The organism is Methylopila henanensis (assembly GCF_042681025.1).
In the GTDB taxonomy this organism is placed as follows: Bacteria; Pseudomonadota; Alphaproteobacteria; order Rhizobiales; family Methylopilaceae; genus Methylopila; species Methylopila henanensis.
In genome coordinates this window covers 118244-139159 of the sequence record NZ_JBHUER010000005.1, presented here as the reverse complement: position 1 = coordinate 139159, position 20916 = coordinate 118244, and the positions used below count along the sequence as shown (strand labels likewise).

The following is a 20916-nucleotide window of genomic DNA, read 5'->3' as shown; positions in this document are numbered from 1 at the left end:
GAGCGCATCCGCAGCATGACGATTCGTATGTCCGCACCCGGGCGTCTCGCACGCCTCCTCAGCATCTGCGCGCTTGTCGTGGCCGGCTTCACGGTTTGCGCCGGCGCGAAGGCAGACTTCCGGCTCTGCAACAAGACCAACAGCCGCATCGGCGTATCGATCGGCTACAAGGAAAAGGACACGTGGTCGACCGAAGGCTGGTGGAACGTTCCCGCCAACTCCTGTGAGACCATTCTCCGCGGCGCTTTGTCCTCGCGGTTCTATTACGTCTACGCGATCGACTACGACCGCGGCGGCGAGTGGAACGGCAAGGCCTACATGTGCACCCGCGACAAGGAATTTACGATCCGGGGCATCGAAGACTGCCTGGCGCGCGGCTACGACCGCTCGGGCTTCTTCGAGATCGACACCGGCGAGCAAGGGAGCTGGACGGTGCAGTTGACCGAACCGACCGCGAAGGCGGCGCAGCAATCGCATGCGCCGTCCGAATCGGGCGAACGCCCCGCGGCGGCGAACGCGGGCGTCGCGCCGGGCGGATCCGTCCAATGAGGCGGCTGCGTCGCGTCAAGATTCTCGCCACGCTTGGCCCGTCCTCGTCGACGCCCGAGATGGTGGAGAAGCTCTATCGTGCGGGCGCGGACGTGTTCCGCATCAACATGAGCCACACCAGCCATGACCGCATGCGCGAGCTCGTGCAGACGATCCGCGACGTCGAGGACGAGGTCGCGCGCCCGATCGGCATCCTGATCGACTTGCAGGGTCCCAAGCTGCGCGTCGGCCGCTTCGCCGAAGGCGCGGCCATGCTGAAGACCGGCCAGACCTTCACGCTCGACAGCGACGAGACGCCGGGCGACGAGACGCGTGTGCATCTCCCCCACCCGGAAATCCTCGAGGCGCTGGAGCCCGGCCACGCGCTGCTGCTCGACGACGGCAAGATCCGCCTCGTGGCGCGCAGCTGCACCCCTCAGGCGACCGTCGCCGAGGTGGTGGTCGGCGGCCGGCTGTCGGACCGCAAGGGCGTCAGCCTGCCGGACACGCTGATCAAGACCTCGGCCATGACGCCGAAGGACCACGCCGACCTCGAGGCGGCGCTCGCGACCAACAGCGTCGACTGGATCGCGCTGTCCTTCGTACAGCGGCCGGAGGACATCACCGAGGCCAAGGACATCATCAAGGGCCAGGCCGGGGTGATGACCAAGATCGAGAAGCCGCAGGCGATGACGCGGCTCACTGAGATCGTCGAGCTGTCGGATTCCGTGATGGTCGCCCGCGGCGACCTTGGCGTCGAGATGCCGCTCGAGAAGGTGCCCGGCCTGCAGAAGCAGATGACCCGCGCCTGCCGCCGCGCCGGCAAGCCGGTGATCATCGCGACGCAGATGCTGGAGTCGATGATCGCGCAGCCGACCCCGACCCGCGCCGAGGTGTCGGACGTCGCGACCGCGGTGTTCGAAGGCGCCGACGCGATCATGCTTTCGGCGGAGAGCGCCGCCGGCGCCTATCCGGTCGAGGCGGTGGCGATGATGAACTCCATCGCCATGAACGTCGAAAGCGATCCCTACTACCGCTCGATCATCGACGCGCAGCACGCCGAGCCGGAAGCGACCGGCGCCGACGCGATCTCCGCCGCCGCGCGCCAGATCGCCGAGACGCTCGACCTTGCGGCGATCATCTGCTGGACCGCCTACGGCACCACGGCGCGCCGCGCCGCGCGCGAGCGGCCGAAGCAGCCCATCATCGCGCTGACGCCGAGCCTCGAGACCAGCCGGCGGCTGGCGCTGGCGTGGGGCGTGCATTCCGTGCTCACCCACGACGCCCACGACCTCGACGACATCGTCGACCGCGCCTGTGACATCGCGAAGGACCAGGGCATCGCCGACCACGGCGACCGGGTCATCATCTCGGCCGGCGTGCCGCTCCGGGTGCCCGGCGCGACCAACATGCTGCGCATCGCCTATGTAGACGGCGACCACGTCAAGCGCGACTGACGATCAGGCCTCGCCGCCCCGTTCCGGGAGCGGCGAGGCCTGACGCCTGAGAAGACTAGACGCGTCGCCCCCCTCCCCCGGCGGTTCAGGACGCCAGGTCGCGCATCACCGAGATCAGGTCCGACTTGCCTTCAAAGCCGATGCCGGGAAGCTCCGGCATCGTGACGTGGCCGTTCTCGACCCGCACGCTGTCGGGGAAGCCGCCATAGGGCTGGAACAGGTCGGGATAGCTCTCGTTGCCGCCGAGGCCGAGGCCGGCCGCGATGTTGAGCGACATCTGGTGGCCGCCGTGCGGGACGCAGCGGCTCCATGACCAGCCCGCGACCTTCAGCGCCTCCAGCGTTCGCGTGTATTCACACAGCCCGTAGCTCAGCGCACAGTCGAACTGCAGCCAATCGCGGTCGGGCCGCATGCCGCCGTAGCGCAGCAGGTTGCGCGCGTCCTGGTGGCTGAACAGGTTCTCGCCCGTCGCCATCGGGCCGGGATAGAACTCCGCCAGCGCCGACTGCAGCGCGTAGTCGAGCGGGTCGCCGGCCTCCTCGTACCAGAACAGCGGATAGTCGCGGAGCGCCTTGGCGTAGGCGATGGCGGTCTCGAGATCGAAGCGCCCGTTGGCGTCGACCGCGAGCTGCGCTTGGCTGCCAATCTCGGCCAGCACCGCCTCGATGCGGCGGCGATCCTCGGTCAGCGACGCGCCGCCGATCTTCATCTTCACGACGTTGTAGCCGCGGTCGAGATAGGAGCGCATCTCCGCGCGCAGCGCGTCGTCGTCCTTGCCGGGATAGTAGTAGCCGCCCGCGGCGTAGACAAAGACGCGGGGATTCGCCTCGCGGCCGTGCCGCTCCGCGAGCAGACGGAACAGCGGCTTCTCCGCGATCTTCGCCACGGCGTCCCAGATCGCCATGTCGAGCGTGCCGACCGCGACCGAGCGCTCGCCATGCCCGCCCGGCTTTTCGTTCGCCATCATCGCAGCCCAAGCCTTGTCCGGGTCGATGTTGTCGCCGGCCTCATTGAGCAGCGCCTTCGGATCGGCCTCGAGCAGCCGCGGCGCGAAGCGCTCGCGGATCAGCCCGCCCTGCCCGTAGCGGCCGTTCGAGTTGAAGCCGTAGCCGACGACCGGCCGCCCATCCCGCACCACGTCGGTGACCACCGCGACCAGGCTCGTGGTCATTTTCGTGAAGTCGATATAGGCGTTGCGGATGGGCGAGGAGATCGGCTGGGTGATCTCGCGGACGTCGACGATGCGCATGGCGTTCTCCGTTTCGTTGAGACGCGTTTCGCATAGCCCGCCGCTCGGACTCCAATGCCGATGCACGTGAGATCGATGCCGGATGCGCATAAGCTCTCCGGCTGCTAAGCCAACCTGACCGTCATGCCCGCTCCTTTGCGCAGGCGTGACGGCGGAGGGACGACCCATGGAGCTCGTCTGGCTCGAAGACTTCCTGGCGCTGGCGGAAGCGCGCAACTTCTCGCGGGCGGCGGACGCGCGGAACGTGACGCAGCCCGCGTTCAGCCGGCGCATCAAGGCCTTCGAGAACCGGATCGGCGCCGAGCTGTTCGAGCGCGGCCCGCGCGGCGTGGAGCTCACCCGCGCCGGCGCCCATGTGCTCGCCCATGCCGGCGAGATCGTGCGGCGCATCCACGACGTGCGCCGCGAGGCGCGGGCGATCTCGGGGCGCGAGGCGCACGCCGTGCGCTTCTGCTGCACCCACGCGCTCAGCTTCACCTTCTTTCCGGGATGGGTGCGCCGCTGCGCGCCGGGCCTCGGCGCGATCCGGCTGATCTCCGACAACATGGCCGCCTGCGAGCAGGTGATGCGGCGCGGCGACGCCGAATTCCTGCTCTGCCATCACGACCCCGAGTTGCCGGAGCTGTTCGAGGCGAACCGGTTTCCGAGCGTCGTGGTCGGGCATGACCGCGTCATGCCGGTGAGCGCGGCCGGTTCGGACGGAGCGCCGCGCTGGCGCTTTCCCGCGCCGGACGGGGCGCGGGTGCGGCTGCTGTCCTACGCCGAACAGTCCGGCATCGGCCGCATCGTCGCCGCGCGCTGGATCGTCCGCGACGCCGACGTCGCCTTCACGAGCCACCTCGGCGCGACGCTGATGTCCCTCGCCTGCGCCGGAGAGGGCGTGGCCTGGCTTCCGCTCGCGCTGTCGGAAGAGGCGCTAAAGGACGGCCGGCTCGCCTTCGCCGGCGACGACAGCCTCGGGATCGACGTCGAGATCCGCCTGTTCCGCGGCGCAGGCCGCCTGGGTCCGGCGGCCGAAGCGTTTTGGGACGCGCTGCGGGCGTAGGACAGACAGTCGGCGCCGGCTCAGAACATGCCGTTCGGATTGGCGGAGGTCTTGGGCAGGACCTGAAGCACATCCCAGTGCTCCACGATCTTCCCGGCGCCGTCGAGCCGGAAGATGTCGATCGCCGCATAGTCGTGGTCGCCGGGCCAATGCTGGAGGCAATGCAGCACGACCAGATCGCCCTCGGCGATCGCGCGCTTCACCTCGACGCGCTTGCCCGGCCATTCGCGCGCCATGCGCTCGAAATAGGCGATGAACCCGTCCTTGCCGGTCGCGACATGAGGGTTGTGCTGGATGTAGGCGTCCCCGGCGTAGCGCGCGATCGCCTCTCGCGGCCGGCAGTCGTTGAACATCAGCTCGTAGAAAGCGATCACGGTCGCCTTGTTGCGCTCAAGCTCGGTCATGCGGCTCTCCGGACATGCGAGGCGGCCCCCTTTCGTAGGCGGAGCCGCGGCCGGCGTCGACAGCGCCCGACGGCGATGCCGATCCGGCATGACGCGACGCCGTGACGGCATTGGACCCCCTCGCCCCGCCGGGCGGATCATCCCGGCCAAGCAACAAGGACGCGGGCCCGTGACGGCCAGCGCGCCTCCGGGAGATCCGATCCATGCGTGAATATTCGATCGCCAGCATTCCCGCCGACGGAATCGGCCCGGAAGTGATCGCGGCCGGCGAGACGGTGCTGAAGAGCCTCGAAAAGCGCCTCGGCGACGTGACGTTCACCTTCGAGACCTTCGACTGGGGCTCGGACTACTACAAGAAGCACGGCGTGATGATGCCCGCCGACGGGCTCGCCAAGCTCAGGAAATTCGACGCGATCTATTTCGGCGCCGTCGGCGCGCCTGACGTCCCGGACCACATCACGCTCTGGGGCCTGCGCCTTCCGATCTGCCAGGGATTCGACCAGTACGCCAACGTCCGCCCGACCAAGATCCTGCCGGGCGTCACGCCGCCCCTGCGCAACTGCGGCCCCGGCGATCTCGACTGGGTGATCGTGCGCGAGAACTCGGAAGGCGAGTACGCCGGCGCCGGCGGGCGGGTGCATCGCGGCCTTCCGGAGGAGGTCGGCGCCGAGGTCTCCATCTTCACGCGCGTCGGCGTCACCCGCGTGATGCGCTATGCCTTCCGCCTCGCCCAGTCGCGGCCGCGCAAGCTGCTCACCGTCGTCACCAAGTCCAACGCCCAGCGCCACGGCATGGTGATGTGGGACGAGATCGCCGCCGAGGTCGCCGAGGAGTTCCCGGACGTGACCTGGGACAAGGTTCTGGTCGACGCGATGACGGTGCGCATGACGCTCAAACCGCAGTCGCTCGACACCATCGTCGCGACCAACCTGCACGCCGACGTGCTCTCCGACCTCGCCGGCGCGCTGGCGGGCTCGCTCGGCGTCGCGCCGACCGCGAACATCGACCCCGAGCGGCGCTTCCCCTCGATGTTCGAGCCGATCCACGGCTCGGCCTTCGACATCACCGGCAAGGGGATCGCGAACCCGGTCGCGAGCTTCTGGACCGCGGCCCAGATGCTCGACCACCTCGGCGAGCACGAAGCCTCCGCGCGCCTGATGCGGGCGGTCGAAAAGGTGACCGGCGCCGGCGTCCTGACGCCGGACCTCGGCGGGACCGCCAACACCCGCGAGGTCACCGAGGCTGTGGTCGACGCGATCCACTCGTCGAACGTCTGAACGACGCGCGGGGCCGCGGTCCGCCGCGTCCCCGCAGGCCTGCACCCACACAACAAGCACGGCGCGCGGACCTCGCCCGAGGCCGACCTGCCGGCCACAGGAGGAACGTCCATGCGCCTGATCGCCGCCTTCGCCGCGCTTTGCCTGACGGCTGGCTCCGCGCCAGCGCAGGACGACTACCCCGCCCGCGCCGTCACCGTGATCGTGCCCTATGCGGCCGGCGGCCCGACGGACGCCATCGCCCGAATGACCGCCGAGGGCATGGGCCGGGCGCTCGGCAAGCAGTTCGTGGTCGAGAACGTCACGGGCGCGGGCGGCACGCTCGCATCGACGCGCGTCGCGCGCTCCGACCCCGACGGCTACACGCTGATCGTCCACCACATCGGCATCTCGACCGCGCCCGCGCTCTACCGGAAGCTCCCGTTCGACACCAAGACCGCCTTCGCGCCCATCGGCCTGATCTCGGACGCGCCCTCGACCGTGATCACGCGGACTGACTTTCCGGCGAACACGCTCGAGGAGCTGGTCGCCAAGATCAAATCCGAAGGCGACACGCTGACCTACGCCCATGCCGGTCTCGGGGCGTCGTCGCACCTCTGCGGCGTGCTGTTCCAGTCCGCCATCGGCGCCCGAATGACGGCGGTCGCCTACAAGGGCAACGCGCCGATCCTCACCGACCTGATGGGCAAGCAGATCGACATGACCTGCGACCAGGCGACCAACACCACCGGTCCGATCACCGAGGGCAAGGTCAAGGCCTTCGCCGTGACGGCCCCGAAGCGCGTGACGCAGCTGCCGAACGTGCCGACCGCCGCGGAGGGCGGGCTGAAGGGGTTTGAAATGTCGACCTGGCACGGCGTCTACGCGCCGGCCGGAACGCCCGACGCGATCGTTGCCAAGCTCGCGGGCGCGCTCCAGACGACGCTCGCGGACCCCGCGCTCCAGGAGAAGTTCGCCAAGATCGCGACGACGGCCGCGACCAGGGAGCAGGCGACGCCGGAGGCGCTGAAGGCGCGGCTGATCTCCGAGATCGACCGTTGGGATCCGGTCATCAAGGCGGCGGGCCAGTTCGCCGATTGAGACCCGGAAGGGCGTTCCGCGATAAAGCTCGTCGTGATCCGGCGTGACGGATCATCAACGTCGAGCGCGACGCCAGACATGGGTCCTCCGGCCACGCCGGAGGACGACGGCGGAAACGCCATGCCGACATGACGAACAGGAAGAACAGATGCCCGACACCAACCGCGTCTACACCATCGCCAACATTCCCGGCGACGGCATCGGCAAGGAGACCGTTCCGGAAGGCGTCCGGGTGCTCGAGGCGGCGGCGAAGAAGTTCGGCTTCGAGATCCGGGGGACCGATTACGACTACGCCTCCGCCGACTATTGGCAACGCCACGGCCGGATGATGCCGGAGAACTGGAAGGAGGACATCGCGCCGAAGGACGCGATCTTCTTCGGCGCCGTCGGCTGGCCCGCCGTCGTTCCGGACCACGAATCCCTCTGGGGCTCGCTGATCCAGTTCCGGCGCGAGTTCGACCAGTACGCGTCCGTCCGGCCCGCGCGGCTGATGCCGGGCGTGAAATGCCCGCTCGCCGGCCGCGAGGTCGGCGACATCGACTTCTACGTCGTGCGCGAGAACACGGAGGGCGAGTATTCGGCGATCGGCGGCCGCATGTTCCCCGGCACCGAGCGCGAGGCGGTGATCCAGGAGACGGTCTTCACGCGCCACGGCGTGGACCGGATCATGAAATACGCCTTCGAGCTCGCCCGCACGAGGCCGCGCCGGAAGGTGACCTCGGCGACCAAGTCCAACGGCATCGCGATCACGATGCCCTATTGGGACGAGCGCTTCGAGGAGATGCGGAAGCAGTATCCGGACGTCGAGACCGACAAGTACCACATCGACATTCTGACCGCCTTCTTCGTGCTGCGCCCGGAGAAGTTCGACGTGGTGGTGGCCTCCAACCTGTTCGGCGACATCCTGTCCGACCTCGGACCCGCCTGCACCGGCACGATCGGCATCGCGCCGTCCGGCAACATCAATCCGGAGCGGAAACACCCCTCGCTGTTCGAGCCGGTCCACGGCTCGGCCCCCGACATCGCCGGACAGGGCATCGCGAACCCGATCGGGCAGATCTGGTCGGCGGCGATGATGCTCGACCATCTCGGCGAGAAGGACGCCGGCGCGGCGATCGTCAAGGCGATCGAGACCGTGCTCGCCGACGAGCGGCTGCGCACCCGCGACCTCGGCGGCACGGCTGACACCGTCACCTGCGGCAAGGCGGTCGCCGACGCGCTCGGCTGACGCGGCGACGGCCGCGCGCGTCCCGCCACCGTGATTGGCGGGACGCGTCGGCACGGCGATGTCAGACGGCGGAATGGAAGCGGGAAGGCGCGGAACGCCGGGCCACCACACATTGTCCGTAGTCTCTTCGGACGATCCGGTCGCCCGGCGTTCCACGCGCGACGGTTTCGCATCGGACGAAAAGCGGCTCTCCGGCGTCGAAGACGGTCTGAGCCCAAGGGCTTCGTGACCGTATCCGGCCTTATGGCGCCTCTGCATAGGCGCGGCCCCGTCATAGTGCAGGGCGGGTCGCTCACGCCCGGCGCGAACCTCCGTCCGAGGGGATTTGAATCTCTCCCCCAGACCGGCGTCGCGCGCCGCGCGTTCCATCCGACGTCCCGGGGGCCCGGCTTCCGGTAGAGCCCAACCCGCAGGCGCCGCCCCTGTCCCCGCATGGCCGGCCGGTCCGGACACGCCTCCCGTGACGGGGAAGGGTCTTGGAACCGTGCGCGCGAATGATGGGAATGTCAAGGAATATATTCCAAGACAGGGACGCGCCTCCGCCCGGTTTCACGCTGGACCCATAGCCGCCCTCAGCCGTCATGCCCGCGCCTTCGCGCGGGCATCCACGACTTCCTTCCACGTCCCGCCCTACGCCCAAGTCGTGGATACCCGGCTTCGCCGGGCATGACGGGTGGGCGTGGGATGAGCGCGTGGCGACGGGCGCCGTTGCCTGCGGGCGGCGCGGCTGATCTTGTCGGGCCATGACGAACGCGCCGCAGATTCCCGTCTTCGACGGCCACAACGACACCCTGCTCCGGCTGCACCAGCGCGGCGACGCCGATCGGGGCGTTCACGCCTTTCTCGAGGGCGGGTTCGGCGGGCATGTCGATCTCGCCAAGGCGCGCGCGGGCGGGCTGGTCGGCGGGCTGTTCGCGATCTTCACGCCTTCGCGCGACCTCGGGGCCGACTACATCGAGCTGATGCGCTCGGCGCGCTACGACGTGCCCTTGCCGGAGAAGCTGCCGCTCGGCGAGGCGCAGGCCGCCGTCCTCGCCATGACCTCGATCCTGCTCAGGATCGTGCGCGCGTCGGCGGGCGCCGTCGCGATCTGCCGCAGCGCCGCCGAAATCCACGCCGCGATGGAGCGGAACGCGCTCGCCGCCGTGCTGCACATTGAGGGCGCCGAGGCGATCGGTCCCGATCTCGACGCGCTGCACGTGCTGCACGCCGCGGGCCTCCGTTCGCTCGGGCCGGTGTGGAGCCGGCCGACCATCTTCGGCCATGGCGCGCCGTTCCGCTTCCCGTCCTCGCCCGACACCGGACCGGGCCTGACCGAGGCCGGGCTAAGACTGGTCCGGGAATGCGACGCGCTCCGGATCGTCGTCGACCTCAGCCATCTCAACGAAGCCGGCTTCTGGGACGTGGCGAAGCTGTCCACGCGGCCGCTGGTCGCGACCCACTCCAACGCCCACGCCCTGACGCCGCACGCGCGCAACCTGACCGACGCCCAGCTCGACGCCATCCGCGACTCAGGCGGCCTCGTGGGCCTGAACTTCGCCACCTGCTTTTTGCGCGAGGACGGCCGCATGACCGCCGACACCCCGCTCGACACAATGACGCGCCACCTCGACCACCTGATCGGCAGGCTCGGGGTCGAGCATGTGGGCTTCGGTTCCGATTTCGACGGCGCGATCGTGCCGGGCCCGCTCGGCGACGCTAGCGGCCTGCCGCGCCTGATCGCGCATCTCCGCGCGCACGGCTACGACGACGCCACGCTCGAGAAGATCGCGTGGCGGAACTGGCTCGCGGTGCTGGAGCGGATCTGGGGCGCGTGAGGGCTCAGCCCGGCCGGCGCGCCCAGGGCCTCGTGCCGGCCGGGATTTCCGTCTGCTGCGAGGCGCCGGTCGGCTGGTAGTAGAACGGCACGTCCGGCCACTTGCCGGCGGCGAGCTGGGCGCGGGTCGGGCCGTTGACCACCTCGAAAGAGTCAAAGCCGCAGCGGCGCATCAGCGGCATCTGGTCGATCAGCACGTCGCCCGCGGCCCTGAGCTCGCCCTTGTAGCCGTAGCGCTGGCGCAGCAGCCGCGCCGACGACATGCTGCGGCCGTCGGCGTATTTCGGGAAGGTCAGCACCACCAGCGACACCCGGTCGAGATGGGGCGCGAGCTCCTCGATCGCCTCGCCCGGCTCCACCACCACGCCGATCGGCGCGTTGCGGGCGGCGAGCGCGTCGCGCTCCGCGAGAAAGCGGACCAGCGGCAGCAGCGCCGGACCTTCGGACACCGCCTCGCCCTCGCCCGCGCGCGTCCATTCGTCGGCCTCGAAGCGGCCGTTGCGCCAGAGCGGCAGGTTGGCGTCAGCCGTTTCGGTCATCGAATCCTCGTCGTCCCGGACGGCGCGCACGGCCGCGGCGGGATGATCGTGAGCATAGGGCGCGCGGGTCTCCATACGACCCTCCCGCCGTGTTTCGCCACGGTCGCTATGCCGCAGCGCCTGTCCGGCGGTCAAATCCCGCTCCCGTCGCTCTCGGTCACGATCATGCCGGGCAGGTGGATGCCGCACTCGGTCTTGGCCTGGCCGCGCCAGCGGCCCGCGCGCGGGTCCTCGCCCGGCTTCACCCGCGTGGTGCAGGGCGCGCAGCCGACCGATGGATAGCCGAACTTGACCAGCGGATGCGCCGGCAGGTCGTGGGCGATCCGGTAGGCCTCGACGTCCTTCGAGGTCCAGCTCGCGAGCGGATTGACCTTGATGCGCGGCCCATCCGCCTCGAACACCGGCAGTTCGGCGCGGAACGCGTTCTGGAACCGCTTGCGGCCGGAGATCCAGGCCGGCACGTCGCCGAGCGCCTGGCTAAGCGGCTCGACCTTGCGGATGCGGCAGCACAGGTCCGGGTTCGACTGCCAGAGGAAAGCCTCCGGGTCGTGCCGGGCGAGGCGCTCCGGCTTCGGACCGAAGCTGCGCACGTCGGTCAGCCCGAGCCGCTCCACCAGTTCGTCGCGGTACCGCAGCGTCTCCTCGAACAGCTGGCCGGTGTCGACGAAGATCACCGGCGTCGAGCGCTCGACCTGCGCCACGAGGTGCAGCAGCACGGACGAATCCGCGCCGAAGCTCGACACCAGCGCGATGCGGTTGCGGAACAGCTCCTCGACCGCGACGCCGATCAGCCCGGCCGCGTCCCGGTCGCGGTAGCGCGCGTCGAGATGGGCCGCGAGCGAAGTCGCGCGCTCCGCCGCGCGCGCGGCGGAGACCGCCGGGAGCGGAAGGTTAGGCTGCTCCATAGAGCGCCTCCTTGAAGGGCTGCTGGCCGAGCCGGCGGACCGCGGAGAGGAAGGTCTCGTCCGGGCCCTGGCGCAGCTTCAGATAGGTGTCGACCACCGTCTCGACCGCGTCGACCACCTGATCGCCGGTGAAGCCGGGACCGACGAGCGCGCCGACCGAGGCGGTCTCGTCGCCGGAGCCGCCGAGGGTGATCTGATAGACCTCCTCGCCGCGGCGATCGACGCCGAGCAGGCCGATATGGCCGACATGGTGATGGCCGCAGGCGTTGATGCAGCCGGAGATCTTGATCTTGAGCTCGCCGATGTCCTTCTGCCGCTCAGGCGCGCCGAAGCGGTTGGAGAGGTCCTGAGCGATGTTGATCGAGCGGGCGTTGGCGAGCGCGCAGTAGTCGAGGCCCGGGCAGGCGATGATGTCGGTGACGAGGCCGGCGTTGCCGGTCGCGAGCCCGTGCTCCGCGAGCTTGGCGTAGAGCGCGGGAACGTCGTCGAGCGCCACGTGGGGCAGCACGAGGTTCTGCTCGTGGCTGACGCGGATCTCGGACTGCGAATAGGCCTCGGCGAGGTCGGCCACGACCTCCATCTGCACATCGGTGGCGTCGCCGGGGATGCCGCCGATCGGCTTGAGCGAGACCGTCACGACGCCGTAGCCCGGCGCCTTGTGCGGCGTGACGTTGTTCTCCGCGAAGGCCGCGAAGGCGGCGCTGTCGGCCTTGGCGGCCTCGAAGGCGCCCGAGCGGGCAGGCTTCGGCGCGAGGTCCGGCGCGGCGAAATAGGCCGTGATGCGCTGGATCTCCTCGTCGGGCAGACGCAGCAGCTCGGTCTTCTTCACCTCGACGAATTCGGCCTCGATCTGGCGGGTGATCTCTTCCGCGCCGGTCTCGTGGACGAGGATCTTGATGCGCGCCTTGTACTTGTTGTCGCGCCGCCCGTGCAGGTTGTAGACCCGCATGATCGCCTCGACATAGGCGAGCAGGTCCTCCTCGGGCAGATAGTCGCGCACCTTGTGGGCGATCATGGGCGTGCGGCCCTGCCCGCCGCCGACGTAGACCGCGAAGCCAATCTCGCCGTCCGGCCCGCGCTTCAGCTCAAGCCCGATGTCGTGCACCTGGATCGCGGCGCGGTCCTTCGGCGCGCCCGTCACCGCGATCTTGAACTTGCGCGGCAGGTAGCTGAACTCGGGATGGATCGACGACCACTGCCGGAGAATCTCGGCGTAGGGCCGCGGATCGGCGATCTCGTCGGCCGCCGCGCCGGCGAAATGGTCTGTCGTCACGTTGCGGATGCAGTTGCCGCTGGTCTGCAGCGCGTGCATCTCGACCGAGGCGAGGTCGTCAAGGATCGCCGGGATGTCCTTCAGCGCCGGCCAGTTGAACTGCAGGTTCTGGCGGGTGGTGAAGTGGCCGTAGCCGCGGTCGTACTTGCGGCCGATGTGGCCGAGCATCCGGAGCTGGCGCGACGACAGCGTGCCGTACGGCACCGCGATCCGCAGCATGTAGGCGTGAAGCTGCAGGTAGACGCCGTTCATCAGCCGGAGCGGACGGAACTGGTCCTCCGTAAGCTCGCCCGACAGCCGGCGTTCGACCTGGTCGCGGAACTGCGCGACGCGGGACGTGACGAAGCCGTGGTCGAATTCGTCATAGCGGTACATGGAAAACTCCTCAGACGCCCGTGGGGCGCAGCAGATCGGCGCGCACGGTCGGGCCGGCGGCGCGGATGACCTCGCGCAGGCGGAGCGGCGCGAGGCCGTCAGACCCGCGGGCGACGTCGATCGGATAGGATTCGACCACCACGCGCGCGGCTTCCGCCGCCTTGCCGACGGCGATGGCGGCGGCGAGCGCCTCCGGCGTCTCGATGAGCGCCGCCTCGCCGAGCCGCTCGGTCCAGTCGTCGCGGGCGTCGAGATAGACGACGACGCCGTCGTCGAGACGATTGGCGGTGACGACTTGCGTAGCGGCCTTGGTCTTGGCCGCCGACTTCTGGATCGGCGCGGACATGTGGGATCTGGACCTTCAGGCGGCGGCGCTTGGCGCGGCGACCGCCTCAGCGAAAGGGATTGCGGATGACAGATCGGCGGAGGCGAGCGCGCGTCCGATCAGGATGAGGACCGGACCGCTCAGATCCGGCCGGTCGGCGACGGCCGAGAGGTCGTCGAGCCGCCCCGCGAGCACCCGCTCGTCGGACCGGGCGGCGTTCTCGACCGCGACCACCGGCGTGTCGGCGGCGAGCCCCGCCTCCGACAGGCGCGCGGCGACCGCCGCCGCCACCGAGCGCCCCATATAGACGGCGACGGTCGCGCCGTTCAGCGCGTGGCCCGCCCAGTCCGGCAGCGTGCGGCCGTCGAGGTCGTGGCCGGTCGCGAACACGAGGCTCGACGCCACGCCACGGAGCGTCAGCGGCACCTGAGCGGAGGCGGCGGCCGCGAAGGCCGCGGTCACGCCCGGGACGATCTCGAACGGCACGCCCGCGGCGCGCAGCGCCTCCATTTCCTCGCCGGCGCGGCCGAACACCAGCGGATCGCCGCTCTTGAGCCGCACCACTCGCCGGCCCGCCTTCGCCTCGCGCACGAGCAGCTCGTCGATCTCGCCCTGCGTGGCCTCGTGCCGGCCCTTGCGCTTGCCGACGAACACGCGCTCGGCGTCGCGGCGGCCCATGGCGACCACCTCGGACGGCACCAACGCGTCATGGACGATAACGTCAGCCTCCTGCAGCACGCGCTGGGCGCGCAGCGTCAGCAGGTCGACGGAGCCTGGACCGGCGCCGACGATCCAGACGAAACCGCCGAGATCAGGCTCGGCCGCGAGCTCGCGCAGGGCGAGCGCTCGGGCGCCTGGCAGATCGCCGGCGAGCGCGCGCTCGGCCACAGGGCCGTCGAACAGCCGGGCCCAGAACCGGCGCCGCGCCTCGCCCGCGGGCAACAAGCTGGCGACCGCGCCGCGCAGGCCCTCCGCAAGACGTGCGAGGCCGCCGATCTCGGGCGCAAGCATCGCTTCGACGCGGGCGCGCACATGGCGCGCGAGCACAGGCGCCGCGCCCTCGGTGCCGATCGCCACCGCGAGCGGAGCGCGGTTGACGATCGCGGGCGTGGTGAAGTCGCACAACTCCGGGCGGTCGACCACGTTCACGGGCACACGCGCGGCGCGAGCGGCGTCGGCGATGGCGCGATCGGCGTCCTCATCCTCGGTGGCGGCGAAAGCGAGCGCCGCGCCCTCGAGATGGCCCGGCGCGAACGGCTCCTCCCGAAGCTCCGCGCCGACGCGGAGCGCATCGTTCCGCAGCTCGCGCGAGGGATGTTCGGACACCACCACGATCCGCGCGTCGGTCTCGGCCAGCAGGCGCACCTTCGCCGCCGCCGCCGGGCCGGAGCCGACGACGAGGATCACGCGCCCGGAGACGCGGTGAAAGGTCGGAAACGATGTGAGACGAGCCATGGGCGCAGCTTTCGTTGCCGGGACAATGATATTGCACAGACAGAATTGCAAGAGCGCACATTTATACGTTTATAATTTGTGGAATATGCCTCCACTGCCACGCGACGCGCTTCCCACGCGTGCCAAACCGGGACCCCGGCGCCTGTAAAACGCACGAAACCCTTATGTTATCGATACCCAAGACTAGCTTCCCACTTGTTTTTGTCCCGAGAGGTTTGATTCTGGCGTGACTCCTAATCCAGTTTCGGCGTTGATCTTAAGCTGAGGGCCACACTCTACCTCGGTGATATTCGAACGAGGTGCTATGTCCTCATCTGGCAAGGCTGGAAGCAAAAGTGCGCCGACAATGTCGGACGTCGCACGTCTCGCCGGCGTGTCCGCAATGACCGTTTCGCGCGCCCTGCGACATGACGGGGCGGTCTCGCAGAAGACCCGGGACAAGGTGCTCGCGGTCGTCGACGAGCTCGGCTACGTGCCGGATCAGGCGGCGGGCGCCCTGTCGTCGGGGCGTTCCAGCCTCGTTGGCATGATCGCGCCTGCGCTGGTCAATCCGATCTTCGGCATGGTCGCGCGCGGCCTGAACGACACGCTCACGCCGCTCGGGCTGCAGCTCTTCATCGGCTTTTCGGATTACGGCGCGGAGCGGGAGGAGCACATGCTCGAGTCCATGCTGCGCCGGCGCCCAGAGGCCATCGCGATCGCGGGCGAGATACGCAGCGAACGTGCGACCCGGATGCTGCTGAACGCCGGGGTCCCGGTGGTGGAGTTCCTTCACCGGCCGGCGGAGCCGATTCGGCACGTGGTGGCGATCGACCATGTCGCGGTCGGACGCGCCGTAGCCCAGCACTTCGTTCAGAGCGGTCGAAAGCGCCTCGCGGCCATCATCGGGCGCGAGCGCCTGACCAGCAACACCACGGACCGAGCCGAGGGCCTGCGCGAAGGCGCCCGGCAGGCCGGCCTCGCGCCCGTCCGCCTGATAAGCGCCGGCGGCCCGCTCGCTCTCGCCGAGCAGGGCGTCCGCGCCGCCGCCGAGATCATCGAGAACCTCGCCGAGATCGACGCGGTCCTGTGCCCGCACGACATCACCGCGATCGCCGTCATCGGCGAACTCCGCCGACGCGGAGCGCGGGTGCCCGACGATATCGCCGTGTTCGGCTTCGGCGACCACGAGGTCGCGCGGCATACGCTGCCGGCGTTGACCACCATCGGCTTCAACGCCGGCCTCATGGGGGTCGAGATCGGAAAGCTGATGATCAACGCGTTCGAGGCCTCGCGGCTCGGCCAGGACGCGGCGCCCTTCAACGTCACGCTCGACTTCGAAGTCATCGTGCGCGACAGCGCCTGAGGCGCCGTCGGCTGAGGCTTCCCGGCGACACTGCGGCGGCGCGCGCGTCGCCGCTGTTGCGGGACGCCGCGCCGCACACTAAGACCGTGTCGGGGACGTCCGGTTTTGTACGCACGCGCGCCATGCTGAATGGCGCGCATGCTTTTTCGCGCAGGTGACCCCTATGCTCCGCATCGTCGCGCCCGTTCGTCCGGCGACCGCCAAGACGTCCCTCGCCGCCGTCCTCGCGCTCGCCTTGCTGGCGCCGGGGTCGGCCTTCGCGCAGGGCGCGCCCGGGCCGCTGCCCGTGTCGGTCGCGAAGCCGATCAAGCGCGAGGTCACCGACGTCGCCGAATTCACCGGCCGCTTCGAAGCCTCGGAGCTGGTCGAGGTGCGGGCGCAGGTCAGCGGCCAGCTCATCAGCGCGCCGTTCACCGACGGCTCCGCGGTCAAGAAGGGCGACCTGCTCTTCAAGATCGATCCCCGCCCCTATGAGGCCGCGCTGACGCAGGCGCAATCCGCCGTCATCACCGCCCAGACGCGCATTGATCTGACCAAGTCCGACGTCGACCGCGCCAAGGACCTGCTGCGGACCGGCAACATCAGCGATCAGGTCGCGCAGCAGCGCAACCAGGCCTATGGCGAGGCGCAGGCCAGCCTGAAGTCGGCCGAGGCGCAGGTCCAGACCGCGAAGCTGAACCTCGAATGGACCGACGTCCGCGCCCCGATCGACGGCCGGATCGGCCGCAAGCTCGTGACCGAAGGCAACCTCATCGCCGCGGGAGCCGGCTCCGCCGCGCTGACGACCATCGTCAAGACCCAGCCGATCTACTTCTATTTCGACGTCGATGAGCAGAGCTACCTCCGCTATATGAACTTCATTCGCGAAGGCAAGATCAAGCAGGAGGAAGGCGGCGCGCCTGTGGAGATCGCGCTGCCGGATTCGAACGAATTCACGATCAAGGGCCGGATCGACTTCGCCGACAACCAGCTCGACCAGCAGACCGGCACGCTGCGCCTGCGCGCGACGACGCCGAACGAAAACGGCTTCCTGACCTCGGGCGTGTTCGGGCGCATCCGGCTGCAGTCGAGCCCGGCCTACGAGGCCCTGCTGGTGCCGGACGAGGCGATCCTGTCCGACCAGACCCGCAAGATCGTCATGACGGTGGGCCCCGAGGACAAGGTCGTTCCCAAGGTGGTCGAGCCCGGCCAGCTCAACGGCCGACTGCGCGTGATCCGCAGCGGCCTGACGGCCGACGACCAGGTGATCGTGAACGGGCTGATGCGCGCCCGCCCCGGCGCGCAGGTGAAGCCGCAGACGGTGGACCCGACCAAGCCCGCCGGCCAACAGGGCGCGGCCGCGCAGCCCGCGAAGTAAGGGGGCGGCCATGGGAATCGGACATTTCTTCGTCGACCGGCCGATCTTCGCGTCGGTCATCTCGATCGTTCTGATGATCGTCGGCGGCGTCGCGCTGGTGAGCCTGCCGATCGCGCAGTATCCCGAGATCGCGCCCCCCACCATCTCGGTGACCGCGCAGTATCCGGGCGCGAACGCCGAAACCATCGCCGAGACCGTCGCCGCGCCGCTGGAGCAGCAGATCAACGGCGTCGAGGGCATGATCTACATGAACTCGCTGGCGACCGGCGACGGCCGCCTGCAGCTGACGGTCACGTTCCAGCCGGGCGTCAATCAGGACATCGCGCAGGTCCAGGTCCAGAACCGCGTCAGCCAGGCGGATCCCCGCCTGCCGGAAGCGGTGCGCCGGAACGGCGTGCAGGTGAACAAGCGGTCGTCGGACTTCCTGATGGTCGTGAACCTGATCTCGCCCGACAAGTCGCTCGACACCGTCTACATGTCGAACTACGCGTCGGTGAACGTGATCGACGCGCTCAAGCGCATCGAGGGCGTCGGCGACATCACCATCTTCGGCGAGCGCGAACTCTCCCTGCGCGTCTGGCTCGACCCGAACCGGCTCGCGGCCTACGGCCTCGCCGCGGGCGACGTCGTGTCCGCGATCTCCGAGCAGAACGTGCAGGTCTCCGGCGGCTCGCTCGGCGCGCCGCCCTCGCCGCCCGGCACCGCGTCCCAGATCACGGTGACGACGCAGGGACGATTCCAGAACCCGGAGCAGTTCAAACAGATCATCGTCCGCGCCACATCGGACGGACGGCTGCTGCGCGTCGGCGACGTGGCGCGCGTCGAGCTCGCCGCCCGCACCTATTCGTCGAACTCCTATCTCGGCGCCGATCCGACCGTCGGCATGGGCATCTTCCAGCGCCCCGGCACCAACGCGACCGAGGCCGCCGAGCAGATCAAGGCGACGATGGAGACGCTGAAGGCGTCCTTCCCGTCGGGCCTCGAATACCGGACCGAGTACAACCCGACCGAGTTCATCGAGGAATCGATCACCGCGGTCGAGCACACGATCTACGAGGCGGTCGCGCTCGTCGTGCTGGTGGTGTTCATCTTCCTCCAGTCGTGGCGCGCGGCGATCATCCCGGTCGCGGCGATCCCGGTGTCGCTGATCGCGACCTTCGCCGTCATGTCGGCCTTCGGCTTCTCGCTGAACATGCTGACGCTGTTCGGCCTGATCCTCGCGATCGGCATCGTGGTCGACGACGCGATCGTCGTGGTGGAGAACGTCGAGCGCAACATGGCGCTCGGAAAGACGCCCCGCGAGGCGGCGCACGTCACGATGGACGAGGTCGGCACCGCCGTCATCGCCATCGCGCTGGTGCTGTGCGCGGTGTTCGTGCCGACCGCCTTCATCCCCGGCATCTCCGGCATCTTCTACCAGCAGTTCGCGCTGACGATCGCGGCCTCGACCGTGCTGTCGGCGCTGGTGTCGCTCACGCTATCGCCGGCGCTCTGCGCCATCCTGCTGAGGCCGCACCAGCACGGCGGCAAGCGCGGCCTCGGCCAGCGCGCGGCCGACCTGTTCAACCGCAACTTCGACCGCGGCGCGCACGGCTACAGCCGCTCGGTCGGCTGGATGGTCGGCCACAAGTCGATCTTCCTGCTCATCTACGTCGGGCTGATCGGCGGCGCCGTCTACATGTTCTCGGCGGTGCCGCGGGGCTTCATCCCGCAGGCCGACCAGGGCTACGCCATCCTGATCGCGCAGTTGCCGGAGGGCGCGAACCTCCAGCGCACGGACGAGGTGGCGCGGCGCGCGGCGGACATCGTCCGCCAGGTGCCCGGCGTGAAGAACGCGGTCACGATCGCGGGCTTCTCGGGCGCGACCTTCTCGGCGGCCTCGAACGCGGCGACGAGCTTCATCATCTTCGATCCGTTCAACGAGCGGACGAAGCATGGCGCGAGCCACACGGCGCCCGCGATCCTGGCCGAAGCGCAGAAGCGGCTGTTCGCGATCGAGGAAGCCTTCGTGCTCGCGATCCTGCCGCCGACGGTGCGCGGCATCGGCCAGGGCGGCGGCTGGAAGATGTACGTGCAGGACCGCACGAACTTGGGCTTCGTGCCGCTGGAGGCCTCGGTCAACGAGCTGATCGCCAAGGCGAACGCCTCGGGCCAGGTCACGCGCGTGTTCACGAGCTTCAACACCCGCGCGCCGCAGGTCTATCTCGACATCGACCGCGTCAAGGCCCAGCAGCTCAACGTGCCGGTGCAGAGCATCTTCGACGCGCTGCAGACGCTGCTCGGCACGGCCTATGTCAACGACTTCACGGCGCTCGGCCGCACGTTCCAGGTGAACGCGCAGGCGGACGCCCAATTCCGCGTCAAGCTGTCGGACGTCTACCAGTTCAAGGTGCGGTCCACGAACGGCGCCCTGGTGCCGCTCGGAACCCTCATCACCGAGCGCAACCAGACCGGCCCCTACACGGTGGAGCGGCAGAACATCTACAACGCCATCGCCGTCCAGGGCGACGCCGCGCCCGGCGTCTCCACCGGACAGGCGATCGCGCTGATGGAGAGGCTCGCGGCGGAGACCCTGCCGCCCGGCGCCCAGTTCGAGTGGGTGGACCTCGCCTATCAGGAGAAGCTGGCGGGCAACACCGCGGTGTTCGTGTTCGCGCTCGCGATCCTGTTCGTGTTCCTGTTCCTCTCGGCGCAGTACGAAAGCTGGGCGCTGCCGCTCGCGATCATCCTGATCACGCCGCTGTCGCTGCTCGCGGCGCTGATCGGCGTGTGGCTGAAGGGGTCGGACAACAACATCCTGACCCAGATCGGCTTCATCGTGCTGATCGGCCTCGCGGCCAAGAACGCGATCCTGATCGTGGAGTTCGCGCGGCAGCGCGAGGAGGAAGGCGAAAGCATCGTCCAGGCGGCCATCGACGCCTGTAAGGACCGGCTGCGGCCGATCATCATGACGTCGCTCGCCTTCTCGCTCGGCGTGGTGCCGCTGGCCTTCGCCACCGGCGCGGCCTCCGAGCTGCGGCAGGCGATCGGCGTGGCGGTGCTCGCCGGCATGGTCGGCGTGACCATCCTCGGCCTGTTCCTGACGCCGGTGTTCTACGTGACGATCCGGAGCCTCGTGAGCCGCTTCCGCAAGGAGAAGCCCAAATCCGCCAGCGACAAGCCCGGCGGCGACTCCCACAAGCCGGACGGCGGCGCGCCCGGGGCGGGCCAGCCTCCCGCGCCGCACCCGGCCTGACGGGACGGCCCGAAAACGAGACG

Annotated in this window: 17 protein-coding genes; 10 read left to right on the top strand and 7 right to left on the bottom strand. The window is 69.4% G+C overall.

The genetic code is table 11. The annotated features are described in order from the left end of the window. Positions 1–78: 78 nt before the first annotated feature. Both ACFSCV_RS09040 and pyk read left to right on the top strand, forming a co-directional pair. Positions 79–549 (top strand): DUF1036 domain-containing protein, encoded by a 471-nt coding sequence (locus ACFSCV_RS09040; protein WP_378799097.1) that lies wholly within the window; start codon positions 79–81, stop codon positions 547–549. Further along, positions 546–1985 (top strand): pyruvate kinase, encoded by a 1440-nt coding sequence (gene pyk / locus ACFSCV_RS09035; protein WP_378799095.1) that lies wholly within the window; start codon positions 546–548, stop codon positions 1983–1985. The genes ACFSCV_RS09040 and pyk overlap by 4 nt, the downstream gene beginning before the upstream one ends. An 85-nt stretch (positions 1986–2070) precedes the next feature. Here the strand turns inward: pyk and ACFSCV_RS09030 are convergent, their stop codons facing one another. Next, positions 2071–3234: a mandelate racemase/muconate lactonizing enzyme family protein gene (locus tag ACFSCV_RS09030; protein ID WP_378799093.1), complete on the bottom strand. Its 1164-nt coding sequence runs from the start codon at positions 3232–3234 to the stop codon at positions 2071–2073. A 166-nt stretch (positions 3235–3400) separates the two neighbouring features. Between ACFSCV_RS09030 and ACFSCV_RS09025 the strand changes: the two genes are divergently transcribed. Then, a complete protein-coding gene (locus ACFSCV_RS09025) occupies positions 3401–4279 on the top strand; it encodes a LysR family transcriptional regulator (RefSeq protein ID WP_378799091.1) in 879 nt (292 codons plus the stop codon). 20 nt (positions 4280–4299) lie between these two features. Here the strand turns inward: ACFSCV_RS09025 and ACFSCV_RS09020 are convergent, their stop codons facing one another. Next, positions 4300–4683: a nuclear transport factor 2 family protein gene (locus tag ACFSCV_RS09020; RefSeq protein WP_378799089.1), complete on the bottom strand. Its 384-nt coding sequence runs from the start codon at positions 4681–4683 to the stop codon at positions 4300–4302. A 203-nt stretch (positions 4684–4886) separates the two neighbouring features. Between ACFSCV_RS09020 and ACFSCV_RS09015 the strand changes: the two genes are divergently transcribed. The 4 genes from ACFSCV_RS09015 to ACFSCV_RS09000 all read left to right on the top strand — a co-directional run bounded on the left by ACFSCV_RS09015 (position 4887) and on the right by ACFSCV_RS09000 (position 10085). Next, the gene (locus ACFSCV_RS09015) at positions 4887–5960 is read left to right on the top strand and encodes a tartrate dehydrogenase (protein WP_378799087.1); all 1074 of its coding nucleotides are present in this window, start codon (positions 4887–4889) and stop codon (positions 5958–5960) included. A gap of 111 nt (positions 5961–6071) precedes the next feature. Continuing rightward, positions 6072–7040 carry a tripartite tricarboxylate transporter substrate-binding protein gene (locus tag ACFSCV_RS09010; RefSeq protein WP_378799085.1) on the top strand — a complete coding sequence of 323 codons (969 nt, stop codon included), beginning with the start codon at positions 6072–6074 and terminating at the stop codon, positions 7038–7040. A 148-nt stretch (positions 7041–7188) separates the two neighbouring features. Next, positions 7189–8268 carry a tartrate dehydrogenase gene (locus tag ACFSCV_RS09005; RefSeq protein ID WP_378799083.1) on the top strand — a complete coding sequence of 360 codons (1080 nt, stop codon included), beginning with the start codon at positions 7189–7191 and terminating at the stop codon, positions 8266–8268. Between the two features lie 743 nt (positions 8269–9011). Beyond that, the gene (locus ACFSCV_RS09000; RefSeq protein ID WP_378799081.1) at positions 9012–10085 is read left to right on the top strand and encodes a dipeptidase; all 1074 of its coding nucleotides are present in this window, start codon (positions 9012–9014) and stop codon (positions 10083–10085) included. A 4-nt stretch (positions 10086–10089) separates the two neighbouring features. Here the strand turns inward: ACFSCV_RS09000 and ACFSCV_RS08995 are convergent, their stop codons facing one another. From ACFSCV_RS08995 to cysG, 5 genes are all read right to left on the bottom strand, one after another. Then, entirely contained in the window at positions 10090–10623 is a 534-nt protein-coding gene (locus ACFSCV_RS08995) for a DUF934 domain-containing protein (protein ID WP_378799079.1), read from the bottom strand. A 131-nt stretch (positions 10624–10754) separates the two neighbouring features. Next, entirely contained in the window at positions 10755–11528 is a 774-nt protein-coding gene (locus ACFSCV_RS08990) for a phosphoadenylyl-sulfate reductase (protein ID WP_378799077.1), read from the bottom strand. Beyond that, positions 11515–13176: a nitrite/sulfite reductase gene (locus ACFSCV_RS08985; RefSeq protein WP_378799075.1), complete on the bottom strand. Its 1662-nt coding sequence runs from the start codon at positions 13174–13176 to the stop codon at positions 11515–11517. Before ACFSCV_RS08985 ends, ACFSCV_RS08990 begins: the two co-directional genes overlap by 14 nt. Positions 13177–13186: 10 nt before the next feature. Continuing rightward, positions 13187–13522, bottom strand: a complete 336-nt coding sequence (locus tag ACFSCV_RS08980) for a DUF2849 domain-containing protein (RefSeq protein ID WP_378799073.1) — start codon at positions 13520–13522, stop codon at positions 13187–13189. Between the two features lie 15 nt (positions 13523–13537). Continuing rightward, positions 13538–14956 (bottom strand): siroheme synthase CysG, encoded by a 1419-nt coding sequence (cysG, locus tag ACFSCV_RS08975; protein ID WP_378799071.1) that lies wholly within the window; start codon positions 14954–14956, stop codon positions 13538–13540. Between the two features lie 304 nt (positions 14957–15260). Between cysG and ACFSCV_RS08970 the strand changes: the two genes are divergently transcribed. From ACFSCV_RS08970 to ACFSCV_RS08960, 3 genes are all read left to right on the top strand, one after another. Continuing rightward, entirely contained in the window at positions 15261–16301 is a 1041-nt protein-coding gene (locus ACFSCV_RS08970; protein ID WP_378799069.1) for a LacI family DNA-binding transcriptional regulator, read from the top strand. Between the two features lie 163 nt (positions 16302–16464). Next, positions 16465–17658 (top strand): efflux RND transporter periplasmic adaptor subunit, encoded by a 1194-nt coding sequence (locus ACFSCV_RS08965; RefSeq protein ID WP_378799067.1) that lies wholly within the window; start codon positions 16465–16467, stop codon positions 17656–17658. Between the two features lie 10 nt (positions 17659–17668). Beyond that, positions 17669–20893, top strand: coding sequence for an efflux RND transporter permease subunit (locus ACFSCV_RS08960; RefSeq protein ID WP_378799065.1), 3225 nt, complete (start codon positions 17669–17671; stop codon positions 20891–20893). Positions 20894–20916 lie beyond the last annotated feature (23 nt).

Coding starts and splice junctions, on each gene's coding strand:
- pyk (WP_378799095.1), top strand. CDS start 546: ATGAGGCGGCTGCGTCGCGTCAAGATTCTCGCCACGCTTGGCCCGTCC.
- ACFSCV_RS09030 (WP_378799093.1), bottom strand. CDS start 3,234: ATGCGCATCGTCGACGTCCGCGAGATCACCCAGCCGATCTCCTCGCCC.
- ACFSCV_RS09025 (WP_378799091.1), top strand. CDS start 3,401: ATGGAGCTCGTCTGGCTCGAAGACTTCCTGGCGCTGGCGGAAGCGCGC.
- ACFSCV_RS09020 (WP_378799089.1), bottom strand. CDS start 4,683: ATGACCGAGCTTGAGCGCAACAAGGCGACCGTGATCGCTTTCTACGAG.
- ACFSCV_RS09015 (WP_378799087.1), top strand. CDS start 4,887: ATGCGTGAATATTCGATCGCCAGCATTCCCGCCGACGGAATCGGCCCG.
- ACFSCV_RS09010 (WP_378799085.1), top strand. CDS start 6,072: ATGCGCCTGATCGCCGCCTTCGCCGCGCTTTGCCTGACGGCTGGCTCC.
- ACFSCV_RS09005 (WP_378799083.1), top strand. CDS start 7,189: ATGCCCGACACCAACCGCGTCTACACCATCGCCAACATTCCCGGCGAC.
- ACFSCV_RS09000 (WP_378799081.1), top strand. CDS start 9,012: ATGACGAACGCGCCGCAGATTCCCGTCTTCGACGGCCACAACGACACC.
- ACFSCV_RS08995 (WP_378799079.1), bottom strand. CDS start 10,623: ATGACCGAAACGGCTGACGCCAACCTGCCGCTCTGGCGCAACGGCCGC.
- ACFSCV_RS08990 (WP_378799077.1), bottom strand. CDS start 11,528: ATGGAGCAGCCTAACCTTCCGCTCCCGGCGGTCTCCGCCGCGCGCGCG.
- ACFSCV_RS08985 (WP_378799075.1), bottom strand. CDS start 13,176: ATGTACCGCTATGACGAATTCGACCACGGCTTCGTCACGTCCCGCGTC.
- ACFSCV_RS08980 (WP_378799073.1), bottom strand. CDS start 13,522: ATGTCCGCGCCGATCCAGAAGTCGGCGGCCAAGACCAAGGCCGCTACG.
- cysG (WP_378799071.1), bottom strand. CDS start 14,956: ATGGCTCGTCTCACATCGTTTCCGACCTTTCACCGCGTCTCCGGGCGC.
- ACFSCV_RS08970 (WP_378799069.1), top strand. CDS start 15,261: ATGTCCTCATCTGGCAAGGCTGGAAGCAAAAGTGCGCCGACAATGTCG.
- ACFSCV_RS08965 (WP_378799067.1), top strand. CDS start 16,465: ATGCTCCGCATCGTCGCGCCCGTTCGTCCGGCGACCGCCAAGACGTCC.
- ACFSCV_RS08960 (WP_378799065.1), top strand. CDS start 17,669: ATGGGAATCGGACATTTCTTCGTCGACCGGCCGATCTTCGCGTCGGTC.